We start from the raw sequence: 22250 nt of genomic DNA on the forward strand, positions 1-22250 counted from the left end.
GATCGTGGCGCGCAGCGGTAGACGTCTGGGGCACAATGCAGGGGCACCCGTTCACGTTCAGCGACAGGTCCGGTTCTGTCGATGTTCCGGCAAGCCGGTGCGCACCTCGAGGATAGGAGCCCTTCAATGAGTCCAAGTCTCGCCGAATCGCGGCAGGTACGCGACGACATCGGAGCACTGACCGAGAGAGTCGCAGACCTGGTAGGGGCGGACCATCCGGCGGTGTCGTCACTGATACGTGCGGCCGATGAGCTGACGGTGACAGCGCTGGAAACCGGACCTCGCCGCTACGGCGGCCGGTAGTAAATGCGAACGACACCGCCAGTTCTCATAGTCGGGGGCTGGCGGTGTCGTCGCATCCGCACGTCGGGGTATGCAGGTCGCCGTGCTTGCCGTTGGAGCCGACCGGGCGATGCGAATGCAGGACTCCGATCAGGTGCTCGATAGCCTCGCGGGTAGGGGTATCTGGCACGTACGGCAACTGACTGCAAAGGTACTCAGTCAAGAGTTTCGGGCACCACTTTGTCGGATACGGCATCAGCGCTCCTCGGTTCTAGGCATCCACAACGGATCGCTGGTCACCCACTCCGGGTCGTACGTAGTAGCGGTCAGCCTGCCGATTACGTCACGTGGCGTATGCCCGTCCCATTCGGCGGCGCGGAGTCGTTCCGGCACTCGAAACTTATGCCAGTCCTTGGCCGGATAGTGCTGGGTGATCTGACCGGCGGGGAGCTGCGCTACTACGACGAACCATCCGCCTCCGAAACATGCCTCGCCGTCGCTGTGGTGCCACGACTTGTGGACGCCGTACTTGTCCCGGTCCGCCCATTCATTGAACAGCAGGGCGTTGTACAGCATCCTGAATTCGTAGAGTTCGTCGAACGTGTGGAATCCGTCGCTGGTCTGGCCGTTGATGTCGGTCATTCGCACTTCCTGCATCCGCTGCACGGTTTGAGCCGCCAGCCGTTGTCCGCGAACGCGGCGAAGCTGACCGGCGCGTACACCGAAAAGAACTGCGCCAACGGATAGGCGACCTGCGTGACCTCGAACTGCGGATGACTACCGGCCTCGGGTGTGCGGAGTTCGAGGAAGTGCATCAAACTGACCGCGTTGAACGTCAGGATTCCGGTCGACATCGTGTTGAGCGGCAGGACCCCTCGGGCGACTTCTCGGGCGATGCCACTGGAGAGCTGGCGCTGATACGACCTCCACGCTTTGATCGCGATACCGCCGTACTCCGATTCGACCACGAAGCGCTGTTCGTCGGTGCCGGGCTCGAAACAATAGTCCATCGCCTTGCCGGTCTGGGTCAGCGGCCGATCCTTCGGTGGTATGTAGAACACCGGTCCGAGTTCGCGGTAGCGGCCTGATTCCTCGCTGTTGTGCACGACTAGCCCATTAGCCAGAAAGTTATGCCAAGGCCCCTCGACGCTCAAATCGTAGGTCATCTCCTCTCCGGCATCTTCGATACTCACAATCGCATCAGGTCTGGCCCCGAAAACGATATTCCGCCGCCCTTGCGTTTGCCTATTCTCGCGATCGGTTTTGATCCGATGACACGGGGCGCAGACGGGGCGCAGGTTTTGAATATCCAGAGCCCTGGCGAGATCATCCATGACCGGAATTTCATGATCCAACTCCAGTTCATCACGCGAAAATCGCCCGTTGCACACTCGGCACGAATCGACAGCATTAATCAACTGGTTCCGCTTGCTGGACGACCATAGCCCGATTTCCTGACGCAAACGAGGACTGAGCGTTTGAGACATATCATGGGCGGCCACCTTGCCCGCACGCATAAGGCTGTCTCCAACCTTCAGCTCTCCAGCTGTAGTCCAGCCATGGTCTGTCAAAACGCGATGTTCGCGCGTGCAAACAACCTCTCGACCCGAGATCGTAGCGACTCGAATGACGGGCTTTACTCCGGATTGAATGACGTCGACAACCCGAGTGCACTCCCATCTCTCCATCGCCTCGTTATAACACCGCACTTTACTATTCCGGACGGATTCCAGCTTGCGACGGCGGCGGGTTGGATTCTCGGCACGAAACTCGGCTGCGGCCTTCAGCGCCTCTTCTTCAGTGTCAAAGGTGCCTATGCGATGCCTACGCCGAGCCCGCATAGCGTCCGCTGCCCACTTTCCCGATTTCTTGATATAGTACGCACTGCCGCTCCGCTGATACGGAAGAGTATCCTGAGTTCCGTTGTGCCACAATTCATGAAACTCTGCCAACGTCCTGTAACGCAAGTTCCCCTGCTCGCTCGAAAAGGTGACGACAGTGTCACCAGCGAGGCAGAGGCTGACGCCGATTCGATGCTTGACGATCTGCCGCCACGCGAATATCGGCGCGGTAGTTCGGACCGTGATCGACATGTGCTCGAAAGGAACGGTGTGACCTTCGCGGATCAATGCGCGGATCAAGCCGGTTCGTTCGGTCGGAGTCGACTCAGCGCCGAGGGTGGACGTCCTTGCCGCCAATACCGGCCACCGGTCGTCGAAGTCGGTTTTGATCAGATCTACGGTGATGTCCGGCGTGAATTTGATTTCGGTCATTCATGACCTTCGAGGTTGTCGGCGATCCAGTTCTCGAGGTCGGCGCGGGCGTCGGGGTCGTGCAGCATTTCCGACAGCCAGCCGCGAATCCCGTAGGTCATATCGTGGATAGCGATCTGGTCTTCGAAGTGAACGCTCGCGTAATCGTCGTCGTCGCAGATCCGGCAGAATTCGAGTTCATCACCGAGGTCTTTGTGCACGACATCTACGGCCGCTTCGAATACCTGCTTTCGCGTGAAATTTCTGGTCATTCAATCCCATTCTGCGTAGATCGGCGCAATCGCTCGGAAGGTCTGCCGGAATTCTTCGACGCACATCCGCCAGTAGTTGGCTTGGTCGCGGTGAAATTCGATGAAGTCGTGCATGTCATCTTCCGCGACAGTGTGGCCGTATCCGTCGACGAATTCGATGAACCTGAAGGTCGCGGCGTCATATCGAGCGGAGTACGACTTCCCCCACTTCTTCTCCCCCGCCGCGACGTGTGCCGGTTTGTGGATCACGAAACTTTCATTCCGGACGAGAGGTGGTATTTGCCGCACGGGCATCGATAGACCTGGGTCGCACCTCGGCCGTTGTTCTTCCATTGCTGCCGGAGGGCTTGGCGACCGTTGGCGTAGGTGCGGAAACTTCGCTTATCCGGGGTGGGGCATCTACTCATTCGCGAACCACCCGTTCTGCCGCGCGAGATAATCGAGGTCGCTGGGCATGACGTCGCCTTCGTACCTGCCGTCGTCGAAGAAATGCACCCCCGCTTGCATGTACACGTAATCGACGAGCTGGCTGCAGATCATTCCTTTGCTACCCGCGACGCGATCGACAACCCATTGCGGACGGATATGAAGGTGCAGCAACGCCAACGAGATGTAGTCCAGCCAGCTGTACGGGACTCCGACAAGCTTCGGCACCAGTCGATCGATCGCGGCTTGCTGATCGGCAGTCGTCGGCGGGTAAGCGAAGGCGCAGGTCCATCCCTTTTTCGCGTCCCAGTATTCGGACAGCGGCGTAAGTCGAGCACCGCCCGGTTCAGCTTCCAGTACGGCGAGGGTATTGCTGCCATCTGGAGCGTCCACGATCAGAAACGCGTGCTCCCATTTGCTCGGGCGTCCGGCGAGTAGTTGACCGAGCCAGATGAGTTTGCCGGTGATGCCGGAGATCTTCGCGAGACCGAATTCGTACGGCGCGGGTGTGTAGTTGTCAGTCAATGCATTCTTTCGGGTCGTACCAATCCATCGTCTGTTCGACGGTCACCCCGCCGCGAATGATCCCCGGTGCGAGACGTTTCGCCAGCACGAGCGCTTCCATCAACGCGAACCGGTGCTGCGCCAGCCATTCGTCTTCGCGGTTCGTCGGCAGCGATTCGTATGACCGGTTGCCGTCGCGGTCGTAGCAGAACCCGAAGCCGTCGCGGACACACCATTTGTTCCTGCCGCGATATTCGACCTGGAGCGTGTAGGCGTGCTGTTCGGGGTGGTTCTCCGGCAGGCACGAGATGTCGAACCGGGTAGTTTTGAGCTGAGGCTTCAGTTCAGTCACGGTCGTCCTTGGTAGCTCCGAGCAGGAGATTGACGATCCGGCGAACGTCGTCGGGTTCCCACACCAGGTAGCGGGTATTCGGGTCGTACATCCCTTCGCGGGATATCGTGAGATCGACGGGATAGGAATCCCCGTACGCCGCCATACCTTCGTGACGGCCGATCATCTCGTACATATCTTCGCTCTCGGCGGTGGCGATGCTGCGAAAATAAAAGTCTTCGACATCGCTGCACGTGCTTCCCGCGAAAATATCGAACCCGTCCGGCCAGAATCCGCCGGTATATTCCGCGAACGGCGTGCCGACCGGCATTGTCATCAATTCTTGTTTACTAACTATCTTCATCGTCATTCCGCTCCACGCAGTATTTGCATACAAATTCCTGACTGCCGACGACTTGATACACCGGTTTGCCGATATAGATATCCGATCCGCAGTCGTTGCATTCGTAGTCGATCCACGCATTTCCGGCCGGGACGATATCTCCGATGCGATACATTACAATTCATCCATAAAGTTGAGTACGCGAATGGCGACGTAGATTGCGAGAATAAATAACAGGACTGCCGGTATCGCCAACACTGCGGCGACGATCATCACGCGGCAGCCTTCAGTTGCTGTTCGCCGCAGTCGCACTTGACAACCGTGGAGTGGCAGATCGGGCAGTATCTGGGGTCGTCGTCTCGGTAGCAGCACAACACCCTGCTGATCACCGGCCCGGTCGGCGTGTACTGCTTCGTGATATGACGTGCGCAGCGTTCGATCATCGGTCTCGGCGGCAGCCCCGGAGAATCCCACGGAGCGGTGGGCGTGCATTGTTTGGTCCAGTTGGAGACGTCCCGGCCGCAGCCGTCAGGACAGGGTGGCACCGTTTTGCCCTCTCATTTCGTCATAGCCCCCGGTTTGGGGTCGCGGATGGGTGAACGGGTGGGCGGCAGGGGTTCGGCGGGGTGGCGGGGCGGCTGGCGGCACCTTCTTTTGAGCGCCTGTCGCTGGTCCCCGGATGTTGCGAACCACAGCGATCGGGAGTTGGTAGATATCCAGGCGCTTCCACGTCTCGTCGTCGCCGAACAGGAGGTGATAGGTCGTCGCCACGATCGCGAACCTGACGATCACCGGGTGGCGCTGACGGGCTCGGTACTGCGCGCTGCTCAGGGTTTCGTCGTTGTCCCGGATGGCCGCGATCAGGTCGACCGCCGCGACGGTGCCAATGATCAGCGCCCAGCCGTGCCAGCCTCGAATGGTCATGACGCCAGCGCCAACGTGACCGGTATGCACAACACGCCACCGACAACAGCGGCGAATACGTTGCACAACGCCCAGATACGCAGATGTTTCGCGACGGGAGCGATGGCAACGATCAAGAACGCGACCCCGTAGCCTGCGCAATACATCACGCCGGGCCACACGCTCACGACTCCTCCACCCAGTTGGACACGATTCGGGAGACCACTCGGCGGTCGCGGGCGCTGATCGGTGCGCGGGTTTCGACGCACTGCCGGGCCTGCCATTCGGTGCCTACGGCTTTCGTGTGTGTCGACACCCCGGATCCGTTGTTCATCAAAGGAGACAGGTCGTCGGCTTCGAACCGGATCCCCCACTCGGCCTTCATCCCCAGCGCCTCGAGCAGCGCCAGCACGTCCTTGCCGAAGTCGGCGATATGCGCGATGCCTGGATGTTTGCGCGTGACTTCCGGCGAGTTGGTGACCGGGATGTCGTACTTCTCGCACAAATCCCAGATGCCGTCCCAGAATTCCTCGGTGGGTTTCATTCCTCGCCCCAGGTGCCAGTGGTGGATCTCTTCAACCATGCCGCGAATTCGTCGTCGATGATCGAACGAGCCGCTTCGTGCCCGACCGTGCACATCCAGGACTCCGCTTCGCTCCACCCGGCGTAATAAGCCAGCCACAACAGATCCTCGTTCATTGCTGCGCCTTCAATCGATCGATCACAGCTTGCAGTTCAGGACTCGGCCGGGCGTTGGAATTCGCCATTCGTTCGAGCGCTCCGGGCGGGACCGAGGTGACGTCGATGCCAGCGAAGTGTTTACCGCGCAGCCAGTTGGCGAACTCGTCTTCGACATCCCATAACGGTGTGCCGTAGATGTCATCGCCTCGGATCTCGCCGTCTACGTAGCCTGCGTAATACGCCGACCACAGCAGGTTCATGATTTCTCCGTTCATTGCTGGTTTCTCAGTTCGTCGAGTATTTTCTGCGCGGGCCAGTTTTCGATAACGTCGATCGCCCGCCTGAGGGAATCCGCGTCGTCTCGCAGATGCCCCAGGACGCCTCGGTTGCACGGCGAACAAAGCAGGGAACGGACGCATTTGCCGCAGCTGCCTTGCCGATCGCAGCAGGAATGCGCGTGGTCTGTCGCGAGATTCTTCTTAGCGCCGGTTGCTCTGCGGCAGATGTAGCACTTCCCGTCTTGGAATTCTTTGATCGCGTCGTAACCGCCGACCGGCAGCCCGTACTTCTTCTCTACCGTGGATCGGTGTCGCTTTTCTTTCCTTGCCCGCTCTCTCGCGAGGTGATGCTCTCGACAGTAATTGTCCGGATAATTTGTTTGCCGGAAGCACGATCCGCGCTCGGCTAGGCACACCGGGCATTTAGGGTCATCCATATTCAGTTGTAGACTTTCGTTAGAAACCCGGGTCGTCCCCGTCGTAGTTCGAATATCCGAAATTCACCGACGCCCCTTGCGGCTGAGGTCTGGCGCAGTCATGGTCTCGGACGATGATTCCGCCGGTGCCTTTCGGGCTTGTGGTGATCGCGTCGGCGTGGCGCTTATACGTCGTGGATCCGAACAGCCACCATGTTTTCAAACCGCAGAACAGCGCTTCCAATTCCCCGAGCTGACTCAGCGGCTGCGGATCCCAATGCCGGGTCAATGCGTCGTACCTCGCAGTGAGGATCTGCCGTTTGCATTTATCGCAGTGACCGAGTTGCGCTCTCCCCTGCGCCATCAGCGGGTGGTACCGGACTACCGGTTTTCGCTTCGCCACCAAGTCTCCGCGATATCCATGCAGTGCTGGAGTACGCGAGGTCTACGCTTCTCGACCCACGCGACTACAGCAGCGCCGTCGATCGTCACCGGCCATTCGCCGTCCTCCGGGGCGTTGATCTTCGCGCTGTTGTAGAGCTTGGCGTCGAGCGCGATCTGATAAGCGAACTCTCGTGCTGCGCTGATCCACAACGGACGATCCGCCGGTTCGAGTCGGTTTCGGAGGTCCCACGCCTGCTTCGACAACCGCAGCTCGACCCCGGTCCTGGTTTGTTTGACGATCACTTCTTCATTGGCCCGGGAGAACGCGAAAACGAGTGCGGCCCTATCGGGAGTACCCTCAGCGCCTGAATCGTCGTCAGATCGCGAAATAGCGGGCACTACGGGGCCTTCGGCATCGACTCCAGCCAACACATCCGCCGGAGCCGACCAGAGCACGTCCTCCGGCGACAGAGCGCCGCCAGGCGCGGAGTCGTCCGGATGGTGGCCGAAGGCCAAGTGCGGTTGGTCGGTCGGAGGCGTTCCTTCTTCGCTTCTACTCTCCTCGAACTTCACATCGACATTCACTTCCCTTACGGTCGTTTCGTCTCGTGAAGTCTCGTCGAGTTTAGTATCGTTTAGTGAAGTGACGTTTAGTTTAGTATAGTGTTTCGTCACAGGGGGGGTGTCGTGACTGGTCACAGCTAGCAGCGCTCGGCATCGCTTCGGGTCGCATTTCGTATGGTCACCGGCCTTGTGGCGTCGATTCCGTTCGGTGGTGGCGCGTGACATTTCGGACCGTTTCGTTACCTCTTCTGATGACAGTTGGTCGTCAAAGAAGCGAACAATTATCCACCCTTCGTCGACTTCCTCCAGTGCTCCTGACTTGACGAGACGCTGCGCCGCTTGAGCCGGGCGTGAGATGTCTGTCGCATGTTTGAGAGCCGCGCGCATGACGAAGCCATCAGTTTGTTGCTCATTTGCCCACATCAGCAATTCTATGTAGAAAAGCCGATCGGATCGAGACACCTCTAGAAGGCTCGAATCGCGCAGGCTGGTCGACTCGAGTCGGGTCCACATCCGGGCTCGGCTCATTTGCTGCCCTCCAAGGTGTCGATGATCAGTTGGTATTCCCAGTCGGCGTACGGCGCGTTGAGTGCCAGGGCATCCAGAAATTTCTGCAGCAGGAACCGCCGCCGCGCCGTTTGAACCTCTTCGGAATCGTCGGCGTGCTGGCTGGAGAGGTAGGCGAGTTGCGACCGCAGCGACCGGGCTTCGGCGGACAGCGGCGCGAGAGTAGATCTAGGCATGGAGGTATCCCCTGGAGAATTTTATGTACGTGTCGAGCACTGAGAGTCGATTCGGGTAAACCCCTTCGATTGGAGCCTACCCAGGGGTGTCGTTTCTCGCATTCAGGTCGGATCAGGCCAGTTCAGGGCCGTTGTATGGAGCGCTGAGCACGAACTTCGGCGCACCGCGAGACGTTGAAATCTCATCGACGTGGTGTATTCGCATAAGGGTGACGAGGGCACCTTCGATATCCACCTTGAGGCCGGGCACTTCGTCTCGAATCTTTTGCAGTGTCATCCCTTTCCTGTCCGGGTCTGCCGCGATCATCGCCTGACTGATCTGCATCATCTTGACGACGAGCGGGTCTTCGCGGTCTTGCGGCTCCTCGGATTCGAACACGTATCGCATGTCGACGACTCCTTCAACCCGCGCGTCGATCACCAGGCTGCCGAGGTAATCCACCCGCCGCTCTCCGCGCTTTTCCGCGATCCTTCGCACCCCACCCGGCTTGTCTTTCAGCACCACGGTTTCGATCTTTCCGAGTCGCCCGCGCCCGAACGTGTCCACGACCGAGACTCCGATCATCGCGCCGTCTGTCATCGCTCGTTTCGCCTGCGCGCCGATCGCGTAACTGCCTCGCCCTTCCTTGGCTTTCGTGACGTGGTCGACGGTGATGACAGCAGCTCCGGTCAGTGCGAGAGGCTTCAATATCAGCTGGAAGAACTGTGTGCAGTCCCGGTTTTTTTCCAGCTCGAGCCCCAGCAGTGTCATCGCCGCGTTTACGCCGTCCAGGACGATCACCGTGGGTTGCAGCCGGTCCAGCGCTCCGTAGAATTCATCGCGTTCGGCTTCTCCGAGCATGGTGTCCGGCGAAATATATCCGAGGTGTTCGATCAGCATCGGTTTGTCCGTGCCGCGCCCTTGAATTCTCATTGCTAGGCACCTCATCGCGACATTCTCGACCGTGTCTTCGAAATCCAGGATCAGGACGTTGTTGCCCGCTTGCATCTCCTCGGAGCACGCCATGAAAGCCAGCCACGACTTCCCCGACTCCGACTCCCCGACCAATGCATTGACCCGGCCTCGGTAGAACACCAGCTCGCCGTCCGACCGGTGCAGGATCGAGGGCTCCTCCGGCTTGAGATCTCCGGCGAGGACGGCGGCCATGTCGACCAGACCCCACGACGTCAGAGATTCGGTGGTGCCCTCGCGCTCGGCTTCGTCCAGCATCAAGAAGTCGTCGAACTCGGAGCGGTCAACGCTTGAGTCTGGATTAACGGTTGGAACGTCTGGACCCATCAGGAAGTCGTCGACCGAGGTGGTGTGGATCTCGACGTTTTCGAGGTGTTCGTCCAGGAAGTCCCAGCCGTCGTCGAACAACATGTCGTCGAACTGTTCGGAATTTCCGAATGGTTGGGTCGTCGATTTGTTTCCAGAGTAAATTCCCTGCGGCTGCGAAACCGGCTCCGACCTGGGCTGCTCTTTTTCCGGTGGTAGGCGATTCGGTGGCTGCAACCCAACGTTCTGCCTACGGCCGAGGAGATCCGTCAGTGACAGCTCCGAAGGCGTCGACGCGATCAGGTCGTGGATTCTGTTGCCCCGCAGCATTCGATCCCACTCCAACCGCGCCTCCTCCGGCGTCCGAGACCCATCCCGCGTTACCGAAGACAGCCACGCCTTCTCGAGCTGCGTCAGTGCTTCGGTGATGCCGGTCTCGCCGCCGCGCTCAGCCAGCCGGAACAACGCCGCTTGCGCGTCTCGGATCGTGTCGTGCCGGGAGCCGTGGCCGGATGCGAGGGTGGTCAACGCCTTCGACAGCGCCGATTGCACCGCCGGAGACATCAGGCCGCCCGGGAGGGACTTCAGTGCCGCAGCGGCGTCGCCGGAGGTGGTGATCTCTGCCGACGTCTTTCGCCGCAGTCCTTCGATCCACTTCGCGGGCAGATTGGGTAGCTCGGACGGCCGGGGTATGTCGGCGAGGACGTTGCCGTTGTGGTCGAGCCATCGATACCGGCGCTTGGTGTCTTTGTGAACCGAAGGCCAGCAGACGCAATACCTGTGGAAAAACTGGATTGTCTCGATATCCGCGAGCGCCCTGCCATTGACGTCCGGGAACTTGACGACCGTCTCCAACTCGACGCCAGCGGGCACCCTGAACAGCCTGATGCCGGAGATGCCATCGATCCTGGACGTCGACCTCACCGTAGGCGGCAGCGGGCCCCAGAGCTTTTCCGCATGCGCCAACGTCAGATCGCCGCGCTTCGCGCCGTAGAAGTCGACGTCGATGCCTATGATCGTGTTCGGCAGCCGGAGGGCGATGTTCGCGTTGCTGCTGTTGAAATGCTGGTAGACGCCATCGGACTTGGTGTAGAAGCCGCTATCGATCCATTCCTGGATGTCCGCAAAGCTGGGATACGGACCGTCGTGACCGCTCCATCCTTTCGGCGGCAAACCTTTACGCTCCGGAGGCAAAGGCAAAACGCCCCGCCAGGCCGCAGCCCAGTAAGCTCCGGCGGCAGAGGCGTAGCCCAGTTCATCGTTGTTAGTCATTAGCGCGCAGCTCTTTCACGTAGTAGAACGCGAATTTGAACGCGGCAGGCTGGTCGACGAATCCGCCGTACCAATTGCTGATGTTCCTGAACTTGTCGAACGTCACCACAGCCCACCGCCCCTGCGTTAGACTCTTGAAAACGCACGCCCTAGGGCAGGTCTTGTTCTGCATCTCTCCGCTTTGAATTAATACGTACGTACGGTTTGCTAATTGTCGAACCAGAACACAACTCGGGTCGGCCGAAGCTGCCGCAATCCCCGCAGAGTTTCAAGGTCATCGAAGTATCCCGATCCGAGGAAATCGCGGTAGGTCGTCATCTCGCCGGAACCGGGATCGGCTGGCTGCCACCATTCCCCACGCCGGTCTTCGAACTCCGCGTCGTAGTCGAACTCCAGCAGCTCGTCCGCGCTCGGCCATGACTCGGAGTGGGCGTCGATCCCCCAGGATTCAAATTCTCTGCGGATACCTCGAGATGCATTCAGTGGAAGCCCTCGAGGCTGGGAGATCGGTGGCACAACAGAATAGTTCCGAACATCGGCCAGCCAGCCGAACAATCCGTAGTGGCGGCAATCGAAGATGTCATCGGGAATCATCCGCCACCGGCTTGACCCATTACTTTGTTGTTCAATAAAAGCGTGGATATCACAGCCCATTATTCAGTTCTCTTTCTTGATCAGAAGCACGGCGGAGGAGTGGGATCGAATCCGTCGTCGGGCAAGCCTGCATACCTGGCGCATTCGCCGCGATGGATGTCCCACTCGTCGCCGTTCATGTCGGTAATCCACGGGCCGCCGGTCGCATAGCACACGCAGCAGTACCAGTCGTCGTGACTCACCACGAGATGTGCAGCGCGTAATCGCCAGCGGGAATCAATCCCCGTGCGTACAGGTCGGTTATAACCGCTTCGAATTCCGGGTAGTACTCGCGGTGCCAGTGCATATCCCGTTGCCACTTGTATTCGAACTCGCCGAGCGGGGCGGTGCACCATTCGAGTAGCGACGGACCGTTCCAGCCGTAGTCGTCATCGTCGTCGAATTCATATTCCAGCGGCAGGGAGAATTCGTGGATCGTGTCCTGCCCCATCATGTTGCCCTGTTGTTGGAAGCTGTACGGCCGCTGGTACGTCTTGGTTACCAGTGCACTGAAATCGCGTTCGTTGATCAGCGTGACCGTCTTGCCGAGTTTGATCATTCGATTTCTCCGTGTTTATTCACGCGCACGTTCGTCGGCTGCATCAACTTCGATCCTTCTGGAAGCGTGATGAGGTTGCCCCAATCCCTGCCGTCCGGGCCGATTTCCCGCCACCAGCACGGCATGCGATACGCGATATTCCCGTTGGGCAGAATGACGACCCGTGTTGTAGCCTGCTCGGCTGCCGCCCCTTCCAGCTCCCCAACACGCTCACTCAGCTGGAGCAGTAGTTCACACATCGAGTGGATCGCAGTGCCTGCTTCTTTGGCCCAATCGTCGACCGCCAGGCACCATTCATTCAGCGCGGCGGGAAATTCGTCATCATGGTTCATGTCATGGGTCCGTCTTTCCAGAAGTGTTTGTGCTCGTTGCCCCACTCGTTGGTGCGCTGATCCTGGTAGGCGTAGCAATCTTCGACCGACGCCCACGTACACAGCTCGCCGGGTTCGTGCTCGACCAGGTCCGGCCTGCAATCAGACAACCAGTGACGTCGCGGGCGGCCGGTGTCGAAGTCATACGATTTGTGCGACAGGGGCGTTCCGCAGAAATGGCAGCGATGGGTGTCGTAGTTGCATTGCTCGCAGCACCAGAAACAGCCTTTATCGGTGTGGTCGATATCTTGGCAGTTTGGGTTCATCGTTTCGGCTGCCACAACTCGGTCCGGTCCCGCCGCCGCAGGGGGATCGTCAGGTGTCCCCACGGTGTTCCGACATGGATCCGCCACGGCGCACCGAAGTACCGGCATTCCCGGTCGAGCAGGCAACAGTGCAGTGACCAGTTCTTCATTCGAGCATCCCTTCCGGCCCGTATCGCAGCGCAGTGCCTTCAAGAAATTCCCGGCCGACCGGGTTGGCGGTGTGGACTGTCAATCGCGCAGGCCACCAATCGTTTTCACACATCCACAACATCACCGGCCGGGTTGTGTCGTCGCCGCCGAGGTCGTGGTCCAGTGACAGGTGATCGGCGTGGATCTCCAGCAGCCGCCAGAGGTTGAGGATCGCGACCGCGTCAGCGCTGGTTCTGGCTACGGTCCATCCCTCCGGCGGCTCGCGCAGATCATCGACGAACAACCTGTTCAAGCCGCTGGTCGCCACAACACGATCCCCGGCACGGCGAGTTCATAGATAGGCCACTCGCGATGACCGCCGAACTCTGACCACAACGGCTCCTGAATATCCTCGACGGAGATGCGCAGCCAGACGATCGGACGCGGGTCGGTTTGCCAGTCGCTGAAGGTTGTTTCCATGTAGACCGACCCGACCGGAAGCTGCTCCAGCTGTTCGACGGTTTCGATCTTCTCGTAATTCACAGGTGGCCCTTCTCATACCAGTGGTCGGTGTACACGTCGGTAAGCCACCGATCGATCCGCTGACGGTCGGGGTGTTCGGGAAGGTCGGCGTGGAGTTTCAGGTAGTCGAGCTGGGCGAGGAGATGTTCGGCGTAGGCGAGAGCTTGTTCTTTGGTGTGCTTGCCGTGCCGCAGATCGGTCAGCCACGTTCGGTGCGGCTCCGCCATCGGCAATTCGATCCGGCCGGTGGTCAGCAGTTCGACACCTTGCAGGCCCAAACGGACCATGTGGTACCCGTATTTTACGTCCCAACCGTATTTCTCGATCAGCTCTGGCCGGTTAGTCCGTTGACTCTTCAGGCCAACCATTCGCTCCCGTTGACCCATCAGGTACCCCGCGAACCTATCCGCTACCTCGCGCGACAAGAACCGATCCGGTGCCGCTTGCAGGTCCCGGCCGAATGCGTTGATTGACCGAATCTCCTGCGGCGGAATGTACATCAGCAACAAGACTGTGGGATTGCCCTGTGCCGCCAACCGTGCCCACTTCCGCAACGAGTAGACGCACAGGTCGGTGTCTCCCGCGCCGGAACGTACGCCTTCAGGCTGGCTGCGCCACAGGTACTGCTCGAACTGCGCGTTGCCGATCACGTACTCCGGCGGCTCGATGCAGACACCCATGAGGTCCAGGTCGTCATCGCCGGTTGTGACGCCGTGGAGTCCCGATCCGACCTGTCCGAGCAGGATTGTGCTCTCGTCGGCGATCTTTTTGAATTCCGGTGTGTCGTGCTTGGTCATCTAATCACCTCTTGCCATTCGCCGTCGCGGAATTCAAGGCCATCGAACGTCTTCGTTTCTGGATTCCATGCGGCAGTGAACTTCGCGGCGGTTCGCTGTTCGGTACGCACGATGTCGCTCAGCGCCCAGACAACCAGCCCGACAGCTGCAAAGAAGGTCGCAAAACTGAGCGCCACCACTGCCGCAGCGGCCCACAGAATAATCTCCCAGACGCTCATTCGCCGTCCTCGCACATCACCGCTTCACCTCCACAAACTTCGGCACCCAGCCCCACCATTTGTCGAACTGCTCGGCGCTGAACTGCTCACCATCGGATTCGTCGATGAATACCCGCTCATTCCCGCCGGGGTGGCGGTACGACTTGTTTACGACTGCGTACACCGTTTTGCGCATCGGGTGAACGAGGTCGTCGAACTCCGGGACAACCAGCACGCCTGCCGGGATGTCTTCAATGTTTTCCCATTCACAGCCGGTGCGCCGCCACACATTCCCATCGAAGGTTTTGACATTCATCTCCTTCGCTTCCCTGTATTCGTCGTTGAATTCCAGCTCGCACACCCGGTCATCCAACCTGTCGAGATAGTCGCGGATGGCGGTTACGATGCTGAACAAACCAACGTCTCCGTAGTCGCCTTCGATCATGTGCCGGATGTCGTGCAGATCTTCATTCATCGAAACTTGCCTTTTCGGGTGAAACTGCTTGATCGGTAACCTTTGGGACCATTCGACTCGAGAATCCATACCTGCCCGCACTCGCACTTCCATTCGCTGCCCGAGCCGTAGTCGTCGTCGCGGTCGATATTCCCGAACGGGTCGCAGTCGTGGGGGTGTGGCTTAGTTTTGATCCACTTACCCGCCACCTAGAAATCTCCTTCAGCTACTTGCGCGCACATCAGGCCCTTGGCCCGCCACATCTCGACGACGGAATTGCGATCGTCGAACACGCCCTGCACCGAATATCTCGGCGAGACGGCTTGTTCGAACATCTCGTTCTTGACTACGGCGTCTTTCCGGTAGTCGCCCTCGGCTCGCATCGCCAACAGGTCGGGGGTAATTCCGCACTGTCGCCGCAGCCAGTCCAGGGTCGTGTTATAACAGACGTCCTCGCGGCCGGACAGAACGACGATCCTGTAGCCAGCATTTCTCAAAGCCAATGCGGTCTGCACTACCGGCCGATGTACCGCGTCCTCGCCGACTCGGCTGTAGTCGTACGGGTCTCGGTCGGCCATCGTCGCGAGGGTGCCGTCGATGTCGAACACATACGCGGGCGGCAGATCCGGATCGGGGGTGTACACCGGGAACTCCGGAGCATCGTCACGTGACGTCACCGGCTGCCAGTGTTCGATCGGGAACTTCTGTGCCATCTTGCGGATCACGTCGTCGCCGACCGGGTATTCGCCGTTGTACGGGTCTCGGCCGTTGTCTCGTTGCATACACTCTCCGGCCGACACCGGGAAGTCCTTGCATTCGAACTCGACGCCCAGTTTCTTCGCCAGGTCCGCCCAATCACGCGCCCACCGAAGCCGCAGGTTCGTCGCGTCGATCACGACGTTCGTTCCGGCCCGCAGCAATGCTTCCGCCTGAGCCTTCTCCGCGATCGTGACGCGCTGCTCCATCTCGAACGGCAACAACCCGATTTTATCGAACAGCATCTGCCGCAGGTCGTCCCGCGAAACTCGCGCCCACGCGGGCCCTTCGCACAATTGCTTCGCCCAACGCGACTTGCCGCTAGCGGGGTAGCCCCTCGTGATTACAAGCTTTGTCACTCTTCGATCCTTATAGTCGCGAAATCCCTGTCGGTCACATGCGGGCTGTTGATGGGAAGCGCTGCGCTTTTACGGAGGCCGATGCTTCGGGTTTCGTCGTCGTTCACCGCGATCACCGCCGTCATAGCCGGATAGACGTCTTTGAATTCGTTGTACACCCGGCAGTCGGCTCCGATCCATACACATCCGTCAAAGTCGACGAACAGGTTGTCTTCGAGGACATACCCGCTCTCCCCCGCCTCGAGGTCGCGGACCCGTTTCCGCATCATGCCGCGAGGCAATTTGTCGTGGAATTTCATATGTCTTTCACATTCCTGACGCGGTCCGAACTCTTTTCGAGGTAGCCGCAGGTGTCGCAGCGATGCGCAAACATTTCGATGACGTACAAACATTCTTGGCAGATCAGTTTCGGCCGCCAGCACGGCGCGCAGTGAACTTCCGCGTAGTATTCAGCGGTATTGCAGCATCTCCAGGTCACGTTGTCGTCGGAAGCGCCTACCGCGATCTGGCATACCGGAGCCCAGTCGACCGCTGCGATGAAGTCGATAGCGGGCGCTGTCATGTCAGATCGAGCCCTCCGCAGTCCGGACAGGCGACCGGTTCACTGAGTTCGATCAGCTTCCATTCATGGCATTTTTCGCAGAACCACTCCTCGGTCATGAAATCGAACTCCATTCCGGGGCCAGCAGTAGGTTTTCCCCGCATTCGCATTCTTGGGTGCGCAGCCCGGTCAGGATGTACAACTCGGTCGGATAGTCGCCGTCTTGAAGAATGACAGCGGTACGTGGGTCGTTGTACGCTTCGATCAGCTGCGGGTGGGCGTTCAGGGGAAGCTTCGTTTCGGTGGAAATCAGTGCGCAATATGCTTCGGAGCTGAACGGATTTGCTTTCAGGAAATGAACGCCGTACATCATTCTTCTTTCGCGTTGAACAGCCGGGTGTCGCCGCAGGGTTCGAGCTGTTTCCAGATTTCCGCGTCTATCTGCTGCATCGGGAACAGCAGGTTTTTCATCCCGACAGGCCGGTCTTTGATTGCGAGGGCGAATTCTTTCTTCGCTTCGCTTCGCGGCAGTCCGGGAGTCCCTGCGATCTCGTCCCGGAAGGCGATCTGCGCGGCGCGGAGGGTGTCGCTGTAGCGCTGATGCAGGTCTATCCATACGTCGCTGACCCACCCGTGGAATTCGTCCGGCAGCGGGGCAACCAGGGTCTCCAACGGCTGTCCTGCCGTCGCGTGCTCCCACACCATCTTTTCGGACAAGCCGGTGACGATCCGGTGCAGCCGCAGGTATTCGTCGTACTTGATCTTCACCCGCATACCGGAGTCGAGGAACCGGATCACGAAACCTTCGGCGTTGTCTCGCGCCTCCGGGTCGTCGATGACGTCTTGCAGCGTCCGATACTCGGTGAAGACCTTCACCCTGCCGCCAGGCCAGTCGATCTCGCTCGCTGGAATGAACCGGCCGGTGGAGATCTCGATAGCGCCAAGCAGGACCAGGTCGTTGTAGTTGTAGTCGACAACGATCCGGTTGGCGGCGTAGATGATCTCGAACAAGTAGGTCAGTGCCGGATCGGGCTGGAAATACGGCGCGTAGTTAAACAGGTAGAAAGTGTTCGCCCACGCGGCCTGGTCCGACTTGAACGAGCCTTTCGTCGCGATACGCAAATCCGAGCCTCGACCGCCGCGTCCGACCGGGTAGCTGATGCCTAGGCTGCCGTCGAGCTTGTCGGTTACCTCTACCGGCGCGTCGAAGTCGAGTATCGGCATGCCGGGCCGGAGGTGTTCGCTGTCGTTGAAGAACTTCGGGAACGGCCGCGCCAGTATCGTTCCGGTGTGGTCGGCAATCAATCCTCGGCACCGCATCGTCGCGTCGTTCCACATCCGGTCGTATTGCGCGTGCTCGGTATAGCAGTAGATCGAGTACGAATGGAAGGGATGATTCTGGAAGCGGATATATTTTCGTTCGATCATGTCGGCGAGCAGATCTTCGTCCATCAGATCGGAAATGTAGGTCATGTCAGGTCGATTTCTCTTTCGATGGCCCGCAGCCCGTGCTTGACGAACGCTTTGATTGCCAAGTCGGCCGCGATGCAGTAATGATCGATCGCGTCTATGTCGTCGAGGTCGTCCCACGCGGGCCATTCAGGGCGGGCAACCCGCAGCCGTTCGTACATCGCTTGCGCGGCGGCGACGACTGCGGGATTCCAATCGCTGGCGTACATCAATCCAGGTGCTTCGCTGCGTCTTTGATGTCGTCGACGAGCAGCTTGTAATGCAGTTCCCGCGACGGCGTTACGCCTGGGTTGCCGGGATTGAGGTCTTCGATCATTCGCGCCGCGACCAGGTTGAGCGCACTCAGGATGACTTGTTCGACGTGCTCGTTGAGGATCATCGCTTGCGGGTCTTCGTTTTGCCGATGGCGTGCGCTGTGATCACACCGGAGGTGACCATGAGCATGTAACCTGCGCCGAAGCAAGCCGGAATCCACAACGGAGCGGTCACCCACCACCACGACCACGCCACGATATGCAGCAGTTTCAGGACAAGAAAGATAACAAACAGAACGGAGAAGAGACTCATTGAATTCCTTTTGTGAAATACCATTTAATCGATGCCGACTCACCGGTCAGCGCGTACATCATCAGCCATTCCGGCGCGGCCATTTTTCGAGGCTTTGTCCGGCCGTCGATTCGTCGTTTAGCGCGCCACTTCGATTTTCTGCGGCCCGCTGCGCCGCTGCCATTCGACATTACGGATGCTGAATACTCGGGATGATAGTTTCCGGCTTGAAGATGACGGTGTAATGGTTCGGCGAAACGTTCGCGCCTTCGAGCTGTTCGACGAAATACGTGACGTTGTCCGACAGTCCGAGGTAATGCTTCTTGTACTCAGCCGAGCCGGTCTTGCAGGTGACTGCCAGCTTTTTCGCGTCGGAAGTATCGATCGAGCAGTACCCTTCGATGGACAGCAGATACTTATCGGTGATCCCGTTGAAAAACACGATGCGACGCTCGATTTTGAACTGGTCGCTGTCCTTGGAGATATTCTGCGAGACAACATTCGCGTCCGACGAACATCCCGCGAGCGCGACAACTCCCGCCAGCGCAGCCGCGCCAGCGATGATCTTCTTGTTCATTTCTGCCTTCAGGTTGTGATCAATTGCATGATTTGTGCGTAGTTCAGCTTTTCCGGCATGCACCCGCCGTCCGCCGCGACGAAGCATCCGTTTTTCGCCGACAGCGGCAGATCCGCCCAGTTGACGCTTTTCGTCATCAGCATGTCGTGGATGTCTTTGCGGCCTTTGCCGTGCAGTTCGCGGTCCGAAAAGTGTGTCCGTGCCAGCATCTGCAAGGAATTGCGTTCCCAGTCCTGCTGCCGCCAGACGAACACGTTCGGAGCGTCGGATTCCGGCACGGTGAATGCCCTGGCGTCGAACATCGCGGACAGGTCGCCTTCCACGAACAATCTGTTGAAGTGCATCGTGAAAGCCGACGCAGTAATCGACACCAATTTGCTCAGGTCGTTGTCGAACCACGGCTGTGATTGATGGCTGTCGGTGTCGGTGATAAGGAATGTCGCTTCATCGGATTGGGTGTACGCGAGCTTGAATCCCTGCATTTCCTTCGCGGTATGGATCACCGCCGACAACATCGCGCTCATCAAGTCGTAGTCGAACGGTTTATCACATCTGAGCCGCCGGGTGTAGGTGTGGAATGCCTTGCCGTCGACGCGGATCACGACATGCGAGTTCGGCTGCAGGTGGTGGTGCGTCGCCCGCTCGTAAAGTTTGATTCTGGTAGCGAGGTCGCCGGACTTCATTGTTGTTCCGTTCGCGGTAGTAAGTCACCGAAGTGGTTTGGCGGAAGGATGCACTTCAGGCTGCCCTTCGTATTCGTGCAGTGCATCGGGCTCCCATCCCGTTTCCGTTTCTTGTAGGTGAAAGCCCCAGTCGTATACCGTCGCCTCGTCCTGGTTCCTGTATCCGCGAGCAATCCAGTCCAGTGCGGCGAATTTCGATAGACCGAGCATCGTCCGCGCGAATTTGTAGTCGTATTCGGCGTCGGCGCGATCGTTGGTGCTGTCGGCGATTCCGGCCGCTGCTTTCTTGTCGCGGTCGCGTTGTTTGGCTTCGGCGGTGTTGCAGTCCTTGCATTTGTTTCGCGGGTTCCCGGAGGCGGCTTTCGCGAACCTGTCCAGGGCCTGCCAGCGTTTGCAGGTGTTGCATTGCTTGTAGTCCGGCGACTTGACTCGCTGGCGATGACCTTTGTTGCCCGCGTTGTGGCACGGAATGCATACCGATCGCCGCACCTGCCGGGATTTGGTTTTGTCGACGACGTAGAACGAATCGGTCGGCAGGGTTTTCTCACACTTCCGGCACAGTTTTTCGGCAAGGACCGGCTTCGGTTGCTTTGAAGGCTTGGCGGTCTTTTGCTCGGCGTAGCGATTGCTGCGGTATTGAGATTCACAGTTCCTGCAGTGCGACTTCAGATATTTACGCCCGCTGGGTTGTGTGCGCCACCCGAATTTATCTACCGGAAGTATCCGCTTGCATCGCGTGCATTCTTTTTCATCGGCCATTCCTCTTCTCCGTCATTATCCAGGAGTACAGCGCAGCTGCCGCTTTCTCGCAGTGCTCGTAGTGTTCGTCCGGCATCCACGCGCCGATTTCCTTGATCCGCTTGTTCAGCTCGGTCAGCCGGTTCTCCCGCTCCGCCAGCTGGCGCAGTGCTGTCCATCCATCGCTGGACTCGGCCGACCTTTGCCTCAGCAGCATCCGCCCGAGCAGCGCGTCGCGAAGATCTCGCTTCTGTCCGCTCATCCGGATATCCGGCGGTAGTGCCATCTCCCGGATCCGCATAGCTTCTCGCGCCTGCCAGCCGGAGGTAGGAGTGGTCGCAGCAGCCAGCAGAGCGTTCATCCAATCCGGCTGCAACTACAGGCTCCAGTGGATGACCAGCGGAATCGTCTGCGCGTGCGGCAGGATCTTGATCGGGTGGAACAGAAAGGGGAACCAAAAATGCAGCATTGCTGCTCCTTTACAATTCGAGAAGTTCGTCGGAATACATCTGCCGGAGGATCTTGATTTCGCTATCGACCCTGGCGAGAACCCGGTCTGAATCATGTTCCGAGAGGTTGCCGCCGTATTCTTCGTTGGCTTCGAATCGGATCTCGCTGCCGGTCAATTCCGGGAAGGAGACGAGCCGGTACATCACTTTCAGTGCCAGCCGCAGGATTTCGTTGTCTTCCATTACGCGTCTCCTGTGTATCGCATCGTCATCCCGACCAGCTGCAGCGCTTGTTCCTCGTCGAACCCGGCGAATATCAGCGCTCGGTAGAGGTTGCGGGAAGCTCCGGCGATGTGGTGCGGCATGTCCAGCTCGGTTTCATCTCCGAGCTTCGGCAGTTCCAGCGGGTCGAGGCCGAATTCGTCAGAAGTCATCGTCGTCCTGTGCCTGGCCTTCGTTGATCTCGCCGTAGGAGATGACCATTCCCGGCAGCAGATCCCCCGCCAGCACCTGCCGCAGCTCGTTCGCCATTCCGGCATTGTTCGGTGCGACTACCGCTTCGATCGCGATCCACAACCGCTCCAGCGCCGCGCCGCGATGATCCGCCAACTCTTGGTACTGAATGGCGACGTCTTGGCACATCAGCGCCGTTTTATGCCACTGTTTCGCTATTTTCTGCCAGTCGCTCTTGCTTCGGCTCACCGGTCTCCTTCTCGTCGTACATCCACTCCAGCGCTTCATCGAAGTCGTCGAACTCGCGCAGCATCGGCCATTCCGGGTCGCAGATGTCGCGAAACTTCCACCCAACGCGCAGAGTGGAACTGACGCCATGTCCCCACGTATCCGCTTCGATGAAGATCGCCGACCCATTCGAGGTGCGGATCACTTGATAGTGGTCGGTGTCTTTGATTCGATGCGCCAGCCGGACGAGGACGTACGCCACCCAGTATCGAAAACCGAATTCCTTCATGACCCAGATTTCATGACTCACTACAGCCCTGATTCTTTCGCGACCAGCATGCCGAAGTAGTCGATGTATTGCTCCGTCACCGGCAGCTGCGCTTTGAAACTCGCCAACGCCGCGTCGATGACTTCTTCGGGATAATCCCCTCCGAGGCGGCCGAGTTCCTTCTTGAATTGCAGGGATTCGATGACATTGCCGATTTCTTCTTTTACCAGCTGAAGCGCGGCGAGCATCATTTCGTTATTCGTCATTGGTATCTACTCCATGCCTGCGTGTCGATACACGTCTTCGCGTATGGGAGCTGCATTCCCCTCGCGATGACATGCAGCT

At 59.0% G+C, this 22250-nt stretch carries 42 protein-coding genes; all 42 read right to left on the reverse strand.

Annotation, left to right across the window (positions count from 1 at the left end):
* Positions 1-537: 537 nt before the first annotated feature.
* A complete protein-coding gene (locus ON40_RS32320) occupies positions 538-924 on the reverse strand; it encodes a WDGH domain-containing protein (protein WP_051193851.1) in 387 nt (128 codons plus the stop codon).
* On the reverse strand, positions 921-2555 hold the full coding sequence (locus tag ON40_RS49335) for an FAD-dependent thymidylate synthase (protein WP_040828891.1): 1635 nt from the start codon (positions 2553-2555) through the stop codon (positions 921-923). The genes ON40_RS32320 and ON40_RS49335 overlap by 4 nt, the downstream gene beginning before the upstream one ends.
* Positions 2552-2806: a hypothetical protein gene (locus ON40_RS53390; protein ID WP_040828893.1), complete on the reverse strand. Its 255-nt coding sequence runs from the start codon at positions 2804-2806 to the stop codon at positions 2552-2554. The genes ON40_RS49335 and ON40_RS53390 overlap by 4 nt, the downstream gene beginning before the upstream one ends.
* Positions 2807-3055: a hypothetical protein gene (locus tag ON40_RS53395; RefSeq protein WP_040828894.1), complete on the reverse strand. Its 249-nt coding sequence runs from the start codon at positions 3053-3055 to the stop codon at positions 2807-2809.
* Positions 3056-3205: 150 nt separating this feature from the next.
* A complete protein-coding gene (locus ON40_RS32340) occupies positions 3206-3757 on the reverse strand; it encodes a hypothetical protein (RefSeq protein ID WP_040828895.1) in 552 nt (183 codons plus the stop codon).
* Positions 3750-4088, reverse strand: a complete 339-nt coding sequence (locus ON40_RS32345) for a hypothetical protein (protein WP_040828896.1) — start codon at positions 4086-4088, stop codon at positions 3750-3752. The genes ON40_RS32340 and ON40_RS32345 overlap by 8 nt, the downstream gene beginning before the upstream one ends.
* Positions 4081-4437, reverse strand: a complete 357-nt coding sequence (locus tag ON40_RS32350; RefSeq protein WP_157186506.1) for a hypothetical protein — start codon at positions 4435-4437, stop codon at positions 4081-4083. The genes ON40_RS32345 and ON40_RS32350 overlap by 8 nt, the downstream gene beginning before the upstream one ends.
* A gap of 501 nt (positions 4438-4938) precedes the next feature.
* Positions 4939-5334, reverse strand: a complete 396-nt coding sequence (locus ON40_RS32355) for a DUF7427 family protein (protein ID WP_040828899.1) — start codon at positions 5332-5334, stop codon at positions 4939-4941.
* Positions 5331-5501: a hypothetical protein gene (locus ON40_RS52265; protein ID WP_157186507.1), complete on the reverse strand. Its 171-nt coding sequence runs from the start codon at positions 5499-5501 to the stop codon at positions 5331-5333. The genes ON40_RS32355 and ON40_RS52265 overlap by 4 nt, the downstream gene beginning before the upstream one ends.
* A complete protein-coding gene (locus ON40_RS32360) occupies positions 5498-5857 on the reverse strand; it encodes a hypothetical protein (protein ID WP_040828900.1) in 360 nt (119 codons plus the stop codon). The genes ON40_RS52265 and ON40_RS32360 overlap by 4 nt, the downstream gene beginning before the upstream one ends.
* Entirely contained in the window at positions 5854-6012 is a 159-nt protein-coding gene (locus ON40_RS52270) for a hypothetical protein (RefSeq protein ID WP_157186508.1), read from the reverse strand. Before ON40_RS52270 ends, ON40_RS32360 begins: the two co-directional genes overlap by 4 nt.
* Complete coding sequence (locus ON40_RS32365; RefSeq protein ID WP_169541932.1) at positions 6009-6254, reverse strand: hypothetical protein; 246 nt, start codon at positions 6252-6254, stop codon at positions 6009-6011. The genes ON40_RS52270 and ON40_RS32365 overlap by 4 nt, the downstream gene beginning before the upstream one ends.
* A gap of 11 nt (positions 6255-6265) precedes the next feature.
* A complete protein-coding gene (locus tag ON40_RS50285) occupies positions 6266-6709 on the reverse strand; it encodes an endonuclease domain-containing protein (RefSeq protein WP_040828902.1) in 444 nt (147 codons plus the stop codon).
* A 19-nt stretch (positions 6710-6728) separates the two neighbouring features.
* On the reverse strand, positions 6729-7052 hold the full coding sequence (locus ON40_RS53400) for a hypothetical protein (RefSeq protein ID WP_040828903.1): 324 nt from the start codon (positions 7050-7052) through the stop codon (positions 6729-6731).
* Between the two features lie 17 nt (positions 7053-7069).
* A complete protein-coding gene (locus ON40_RS52275) occupies positions 7070-8098 on the reverse strand; it encodes a hypothetical protein (protein ID WP_169541933.1) in 1029 nt (342 codons plus the stop codon).
* Positions 8099-8160: 62 nt separating this feature from the next.
* Entirely contained in the window at positions 8161-8379 is a 219-nt protein-coding gene (locus ON40_RS32385; RefSeq protein WP_040828905.1) for a hypothetical protein, read from the reverse strand.
* A 112-nt stretch (positions 8380-8491) separates the two neighbouring features.
* On the reverse strand, positions 8492-10909 hold the full coding sequence (locus tag ON40_RS48475; RefSeq protein WP_083896088.1) for a bifunctional DNA primase/polymerase: 2418 nt from the start codon (positions 10907-10909) through the stop codon (positions 8492-8494).
* A 207-nt stretch (positions 10910-11116) separates the two neighbouring features.
* Positions 11117-11563 (reverse strand): hypothetical protein, encoded by a 447-nt coding sequence (locus ON40_RS48480; RefSeq protein WP_157186510.1) that lies wholly within the window; start codon positions 11561-11563, stop codon positions 11117-11119.
* Positions 11564-11741: 178 nt separating this feature from the next.
* Positions 11742-12101 carry a hypothetical protein gene (locus ON40_RS32410; protein WP_040828909.1) on the reverse strand — a complete coding sequence of 120 codons (360 nt, stop codon included), beginning with the start codon at positions 12099-12101 and terminating at the stop codon, positions 11742-11744.
* Complete coding sequence (locus ON40_RS32415; RefSeq protein WP_040828910.1) at positions 12098-12433, reverse strand: hypothetical protein; 336 nt, start codon at positions 12431-12433, stop codon at positions 12098-12100. The genes ON40_RS32410 and ON40_RS32415 overlap by 4 nt, the downstream gene beginning before the upstream one ends.
* Entirely contained in the window at positions 12430-12753 is a 324-nt protein-coding gene (locus tag ON40_RS32420; RefSeq protein ID WP_157186511.1) for a hypothetical protein, read from the reverse strand. The genes ON40_RS32415 and ON40_RS32420 overlap by 4 nt, the downstream gene beginning before the upstream one ends.
* Before the next feature lie 130 nt (positions 12754-12883).
* Positions 12884-13171, reverse strand: coding sequence for a cyclic-phosphate processing receiver domain-containing protein (locus tag ON40_RS32425; RefSeq protein ID WP_245568087.1), 288 nt, complete (start codon positions 13169-13171; stop codon positions 12884-12886).
* 5 nt (positions 13172-13176) lie between these two features.
* The gene (locus ON40_RS32430; protein WP_040828912.1) at positions 13177-13410 is read right to left on the reverse strand and encodes a hypothetical protein; all 234 of its coding nucleotides are present in this window, start codon (positions 13408-13410) and stop codon (positions 13177-13179) included.
* Complete coding sequence (locus ON40_RS32435; protein ID WP_040828913.1) at positions 13407-14186, reverse strand: DNA polymerase beta superfamily protein; 780 nt, start codon at positions 14184-14186, stop codon at positions 13407-13409. The genes ON40_RS32430 and ON40_RS32435 overlap by 4 nt, the downstream gene beginning before the upstream one ends.
* On the reverse strand, positions 14183-14404 hold the full coding sequence (locus ON40_RS32440) for a hypothetical protein (protein WP_157186512.1): 222 nt from the start codon (positions 14402-14404) through the stop codon (positions 14183-14185). The genes ON40_RS32435 and ON40_RS32440 overlap by 4 nt, the downstream gene beginning before the upstream one ends.
* 16 nt (positions 14405-14420) lie before the next feature.
* Positions 14421-14858: a hypothetical protein gene (locus ON40_RS32445; protein ID WP_040828915.1), complete on the reverse strand. Its 438-nt coding sequence runs from the start codon at positions 14856-14858 to the stop codon at positions 14421-14423.
* 188 nt (positions 14859-15046) lie between these two features.
* Positions 15047-15952, reverse strand: a complete 906-nt coding sequence (locus tag ON40_RS32450) for a phosphatase domain-containing protein (protein WP_040828917.1) — start codon at positions 15950-15952, stop codon at positions 15047-15049.
* Positions 15949-16251, reverse strand: coding sequence for a hypothetical protein (locus ON40_RS32455; RefSeq protein ID WP_040828918.1), 303 nt, complete (start codon positions 16249-16251; stop codon positions 15949-15951). Before ON40_RS32455 ends, ON40_RS32450 begins: the two co-directional genes overlap by 4 nt.
* 357 nt (positions 16252-16608) lie before the next feature.
* The gene (locus ON40_RS32460; protein WP_040828921.1) at positions 16609-16863 is read right to left on the reverse strand and encodes a hypothetical protein; all 255 of its coding nucleotides are present in this window, start codon (positions 16861-16863) and stop codon (positions 16609-16611) included.
* A complete protein-coding gene (locus tag ON40_RS32465; protein ID WP_040828922.1) occupies positions 16863-17966 on the reverse strand; it encodes an RNA ligase in 1104 nt (367 codons plus the stop codon). The genes ON40_RS32460 and ON40_RS32465 overlap by 1 nt, the downstream gene beginning before the upstream one ends.
* The gene (locus ON40_RS52280) at positions 17963-18172 is read right to left on the reverse strand and encodes a hypothetical protein (protein WP_040828923.1); all 210 of its coding nucleotides are present in this window, start codon (positions 18170-18172) and stop codon (positions 17963-17965) included. The genes ON40_RS32465 and ON40_RS52280 overlap by 4 nt, the downstream gene beginning before the upstream one ends.
* The gene (locus tag ON40_RS52285; protein WP_157186513.1) at positions 18172-18342 is read right to left on the reverse strand and encodes a hypothetical protein; all 171 of its coding nucleotides are present in this window, start codon (positions 18340-18342) and stop codon (positions 18172-18174) included. The genes ON40_RS52280 and ON40_RS52285 overlap by 1 nt, the downstream gene beginning before the upstream one ends.
* Positions 18339-18530, reverse strand: coding sequence for a hypothetical protein (locus ON40_RS32475; protein WP_040828924.1), 192 nt, complete (start codon positions 18528-18530; stop codon positions 18339-18341). Before ON40_RS32475 ends, ON40_RS52285 begins: the two co-directional genes overlap by 4 nt.
* Before the next feature lie 169 nt (positions 18531-18699).
* On the reverse strand, positions 18700-19086 hold the full coding sequence (locus tag ON40_RS32480) for a beta-sandwich lipoprotein (RefSeq protein ID WP_040828925.1): 387 nt from the start codon (positions 19084-19086) through the stop codon (positions 18700-18702).
* Between the two features lie 8 nt (positions 19087-19094).
* Positions 19095-19769 (reverse strand): tRNA(His) guanylyltransferase Thg1 family protein, encoded by a 675-nt coding sequence (locus ON40_RS32485; protein ID WP_051193865.1) that lies wholly within the window; start codon positions 19767-19769, stop codon positions 19095-19097.
* 24 nt (positions 19770-19793) lie between these two features.
* On the reverse strand, positions 19794-20528 hold the full coding sequence (locus ON40_RS52290; protein WP_157186514.1) for a hypothetical protein: 735 nt from the start codon (positions 20526-20528) through the stop codon (positions 19794-19796).
* Positions 20518-20868, reverse strand: a complete 351-nt coding sequence (locus ON40_RS32495) for a hypothetical protein (protein WP_157186515.1) — start codon at positions 20866-20868, stop codon at positions 20518-20520. The genes ON40_RS52290 and ON40_RS32495 overlap by 11 nt, the downstream gene beginning before the upstream one ends.
* 118 nt (positions 20869-20986) lie before the next feature.
* Positions 20987-21199 (reverse strand): hypothetical protein, encoded by a 213-nt coding sequence (locus tag ON40_RS32500; RefSeq protein ID WP_040828929.1) that lies wholly within the window; start codon positions 21197-21199, stop codon positions 20987-20989.
* Entirely contained in the window at positions 21199-21390 is a 192-nt protein-coding gene (locus tag ON40_RS32505) for a hypothetical protein (RefSeq protein ID WP_040828930.1), read from the reverse strand. Before ON40_RS32505 ends, ON40_RS32500 begins: the two co-directional genes overlap by 1 nt.
* Positions 21380-21658, reverse strand: a complete 279-nt coding sequence (locus ON40_RS32510; protein ID WP_157186516.1) for a hypothetical protein — start codon at positions 21656-21658, stop codon at positions 21380-21382. Before ON40_RS32510 ends, ON40_RS32505 begins: the two co-directional genes overlap by 11 nt.
* Positions 21609-21947 carry a hypothetical protein gene (locus tag ON40_RS32515; protein WP_040828932.1) on the reverse strand — a complete coding sequence of 113 codons (339 nt, stop codon included), beginning with the start codon at positions 21945-21947 and terminating at the stop codon, positions 21609-21611. Before ON40_RS32515 ends, ON40_RS32510 begins: the two co-directional genes overlap by 50 nt.
* On the reverse strand, positions 21947-22171 hold the full coding sequence (locus tag ON40_RS32520) for a hypothetical protein (protein WP_040828933.1): 225 nt from the start codon (positions 22169-22171) through the stop codon (positions 21947-21949). Before ON40_RS32520 ends, ON40_RS32515 begins: the two co-directional genes overlap by 1 nt.
* Positions 22172-22250 lie beyond the last annotated feature (79 nt).

The sequence above is a fragment of the Nocardia jiangxiensis NBRC 101359 genome (genome assembly GCF_000308615.1).
GTDB lineage: Bacteria > Actinomycetota > Actinomycetes > Mycobacteriales > Mycobacteriaceae > Nocardia > Nocardia jiangxiensis.

Excerpts from the sequence above, each read along its gene's own strand:
- ON40_RS32320 (WP_051193851.1), bottom strand. The coding sequence starts at position 924 with ATGACCGACATCAACGGCCAGACCAGCGACGGATTCCACACGTTCGAC.
- ON40_RS49335 (WP_040828891.1), bottom strand. The coding sequence starts at position 2,555 with ATGACCGAAATCAAATTCACGCCGGACATCACCGTAGATCTGATCAAA.
- ON40_RS53390 (WP_040828893.1), bottom strand. The coding sequence starts at position 2,806 with ATGACCAGAAATTTCACGCGAAAGCAGGTATTCGAAGCGGCCGTAGAT.
- ON40_RS32350 (WP_157186506.1), bottom strand. The coding sequence starts at position 4,437 with ATGACGATGAAGATAGTTAGTAAACAAGAATTGATGACAATGCCGGTC.
- ON40_RS32355 (WP_040828899.1), bottom strand. The coding sequence starts at position 5,334 with ATGACCATTCGAGGCTGGCACGGCTGGGCGCTGATCATTGGCACCGTC.
- ON40_RS32360 (WP_040828900.1), bottom strand. The coding sequence starts at position 5,857 with ATGAAACCCACCGAGGAATTCTGGGACGGCATCTGGGATTTGTGCGAG.
- ON40_RS52270 (WP_157186508.1), bottom strand. The coding sequence starts at position 6,012 with ATGAACGAGGATCTGTTGTGGCTGGCTTATTACGCCGGGTGGAGCGAA.
- ON40_RS32365 (WP_169541932.1), bottom strand. The coding sequence starts at position 6,254 with ATGAACCTGCTGTGGTCGGCGTATTACGCAGGCTACGTAGACGGCGAG.
- ON40_RS50285 (WP_040828902.1), bottom strand. The coding sequence starts at position 6,709 with ATGGATGACCCTAAATGCCCGGTGTGCCTAGCCGAGCGCGGATCGTGC.
- ON40_RS53400 (WP_040828903.1), bottom strand. The coding sequence starts at position 7,052 with ATGGCGCAGGGGAGAGCGCAACTCGGTCACTGCGATAAATGCAAACGG.
- ON40_RS32385 (WP_040828905.1), bottom strand. The coding sequence starts at position 8,379 with ATGCCTAGATCTACTCTCGCGCCGCTGTCCGCCGAAGCCCGGTCGCTG.
- ON40_RS48475 (WP_083896088.1), bottom strand. The coding sequence starts at position 10,909 with ATGACTAACAACGATGAACTGGGCTACGCCTCTGCCGCCGGAGCTTAC.
- ON40_RS48480 (WP_157186510.1), bottom strand. The coding sequence starts at position 11,563 with ATGGGCTGTGATATCCACGCTTTTATTGAACAACAAAGTAATGGGTCA.
- ON40_RS32410 (WP_040828909.1), bottom strand. The coding sequence starts at position 12,101 with ATGATCAAACTCGGCAAGACGGTCACGCTGATCAACGAACGCGATTTC.
- ON40_RS32415 (WP_040828910.1), bottom strand. The coding sequence starts at position 12,433 with ATGAACCATGATGACGAATTTCCCGCCGCGCTGAATGAATGGTGCCTG.
- ON40_RS32435 (WP_040828913.1), bottom strand. The coding sequence starts at position 14,186 with ATGACCAAGCACGACACACCGGAATTCAAAAAGATCGCCGACGAGAGC.
- ON40_RS32440 (WP_157186512.1), bottom strand. The coding sequence starts at position 14,404 with ATGAGCGTCTGGGAGATTATTCTGTGGGCCGCTGCGGCAGTGGTGGCG.
- ON40_RS32445 (WP_040828915.1), bottom strand. The coding sequence starts at position 14,858 with ATGAATGAAGATCTGCACGACATCCGGCACATGATCGAAGGCGACTAC.
- ON40_RS32455 (WP_040828918.1), bottom strand. The coding sequence starts at position 16,251 with ATGAAATTCCACGACAAATTGCCTCGCGGCATGATGCGGAAACGGGTC.
- ON40_RS32460 (WP_040828921.1), bottom strand. The coding sequence starts at position 16,863 with ATGTACGGCGTTCATTTCCTGAAAGCAAATCCGTTCAGCTCCGAAGCA.
- ON40_RS32465 (WP_040828922.1), bottom strand. The coding sequence starts at position 17,966 with ATGACCTACATTTCCGATCTGATGGACGAAGATCTGCTCGCCGACATG.
- ON40_RS52280 (WP_040828923.1), bottom strand. The coding sequence starts at position 18,172 with ATGTACGCCAGCGATTGGAATCCCGCAGTCGTCGCCGCCGCGCAAGCG.
- ON40_RS52285 (WP_157186513.1), bottom strand. The coding sequence starts at position 18,342 with ATGATCCTCAACGAGCACGTCGAACAAGTCATCCTGAGTGCGCTCAAC.
- ON40_RS32475 (WP_040828924.1), bottom strand. The coding sequence starts at position 18,530 with ATGAGTCTCTTCTCCGTTCTGTTTGTTATCTTTCTTGTCCTGAAACTG.
- ON40_RS32480 (WP_040828925.1), bottom strand. The coding sequence starts at position 19,086 with ATGAACAAGAAGATCATCGCTGGCGCGGCTGCGCTGGCGGGAGTTGTC.
- ON40_RS32485 (WP_051193865.1), bottom strand. The coding sequence starts at position 19,769 with ATGAAGTCCGGCGACCTCGCTACCAGAATCAAACTTTACGAGCGGGCG.
- ON40_RS52290 (WP_157186514.1), bottom strand. The coding sequence starts at position 20,528 with ATGGCCGATGAAAAAGAATGCACGCGATGCAAGCGGATACTTCCGGTA.
- ON40_RS32495 (WP_157186515.1), bottom strand. The coding sequence starts at position 20,868 with ATGAACGCTCTGCTGGCTGCTGCGACCACTCCTACCTCCGGCTGGCAG.
- ON40_RS32500 (WP_040828929.1), bottom strand. The coding sequence starts at position 21,199 with ATGGAAGACAACGAAATCCTGCGGCTGGCACTGAAAGTGATGTACCGG.
- ON40_RS32505 (WP_040828930.1), bottom strand. The coding sequence starts at position 21,390 with ATGACTTCTGACGAATTCGGCCTCGACCCGCTGGAACTGCCGAAGCTC.
- ON40_RS32520 (WP_040828933.1), bottom strand. The coding sequence starts at position 22,171 with ATGACGAATAACGAAATGATGCTCGCCGCGCTTCAGCTGGTAAAAGAA.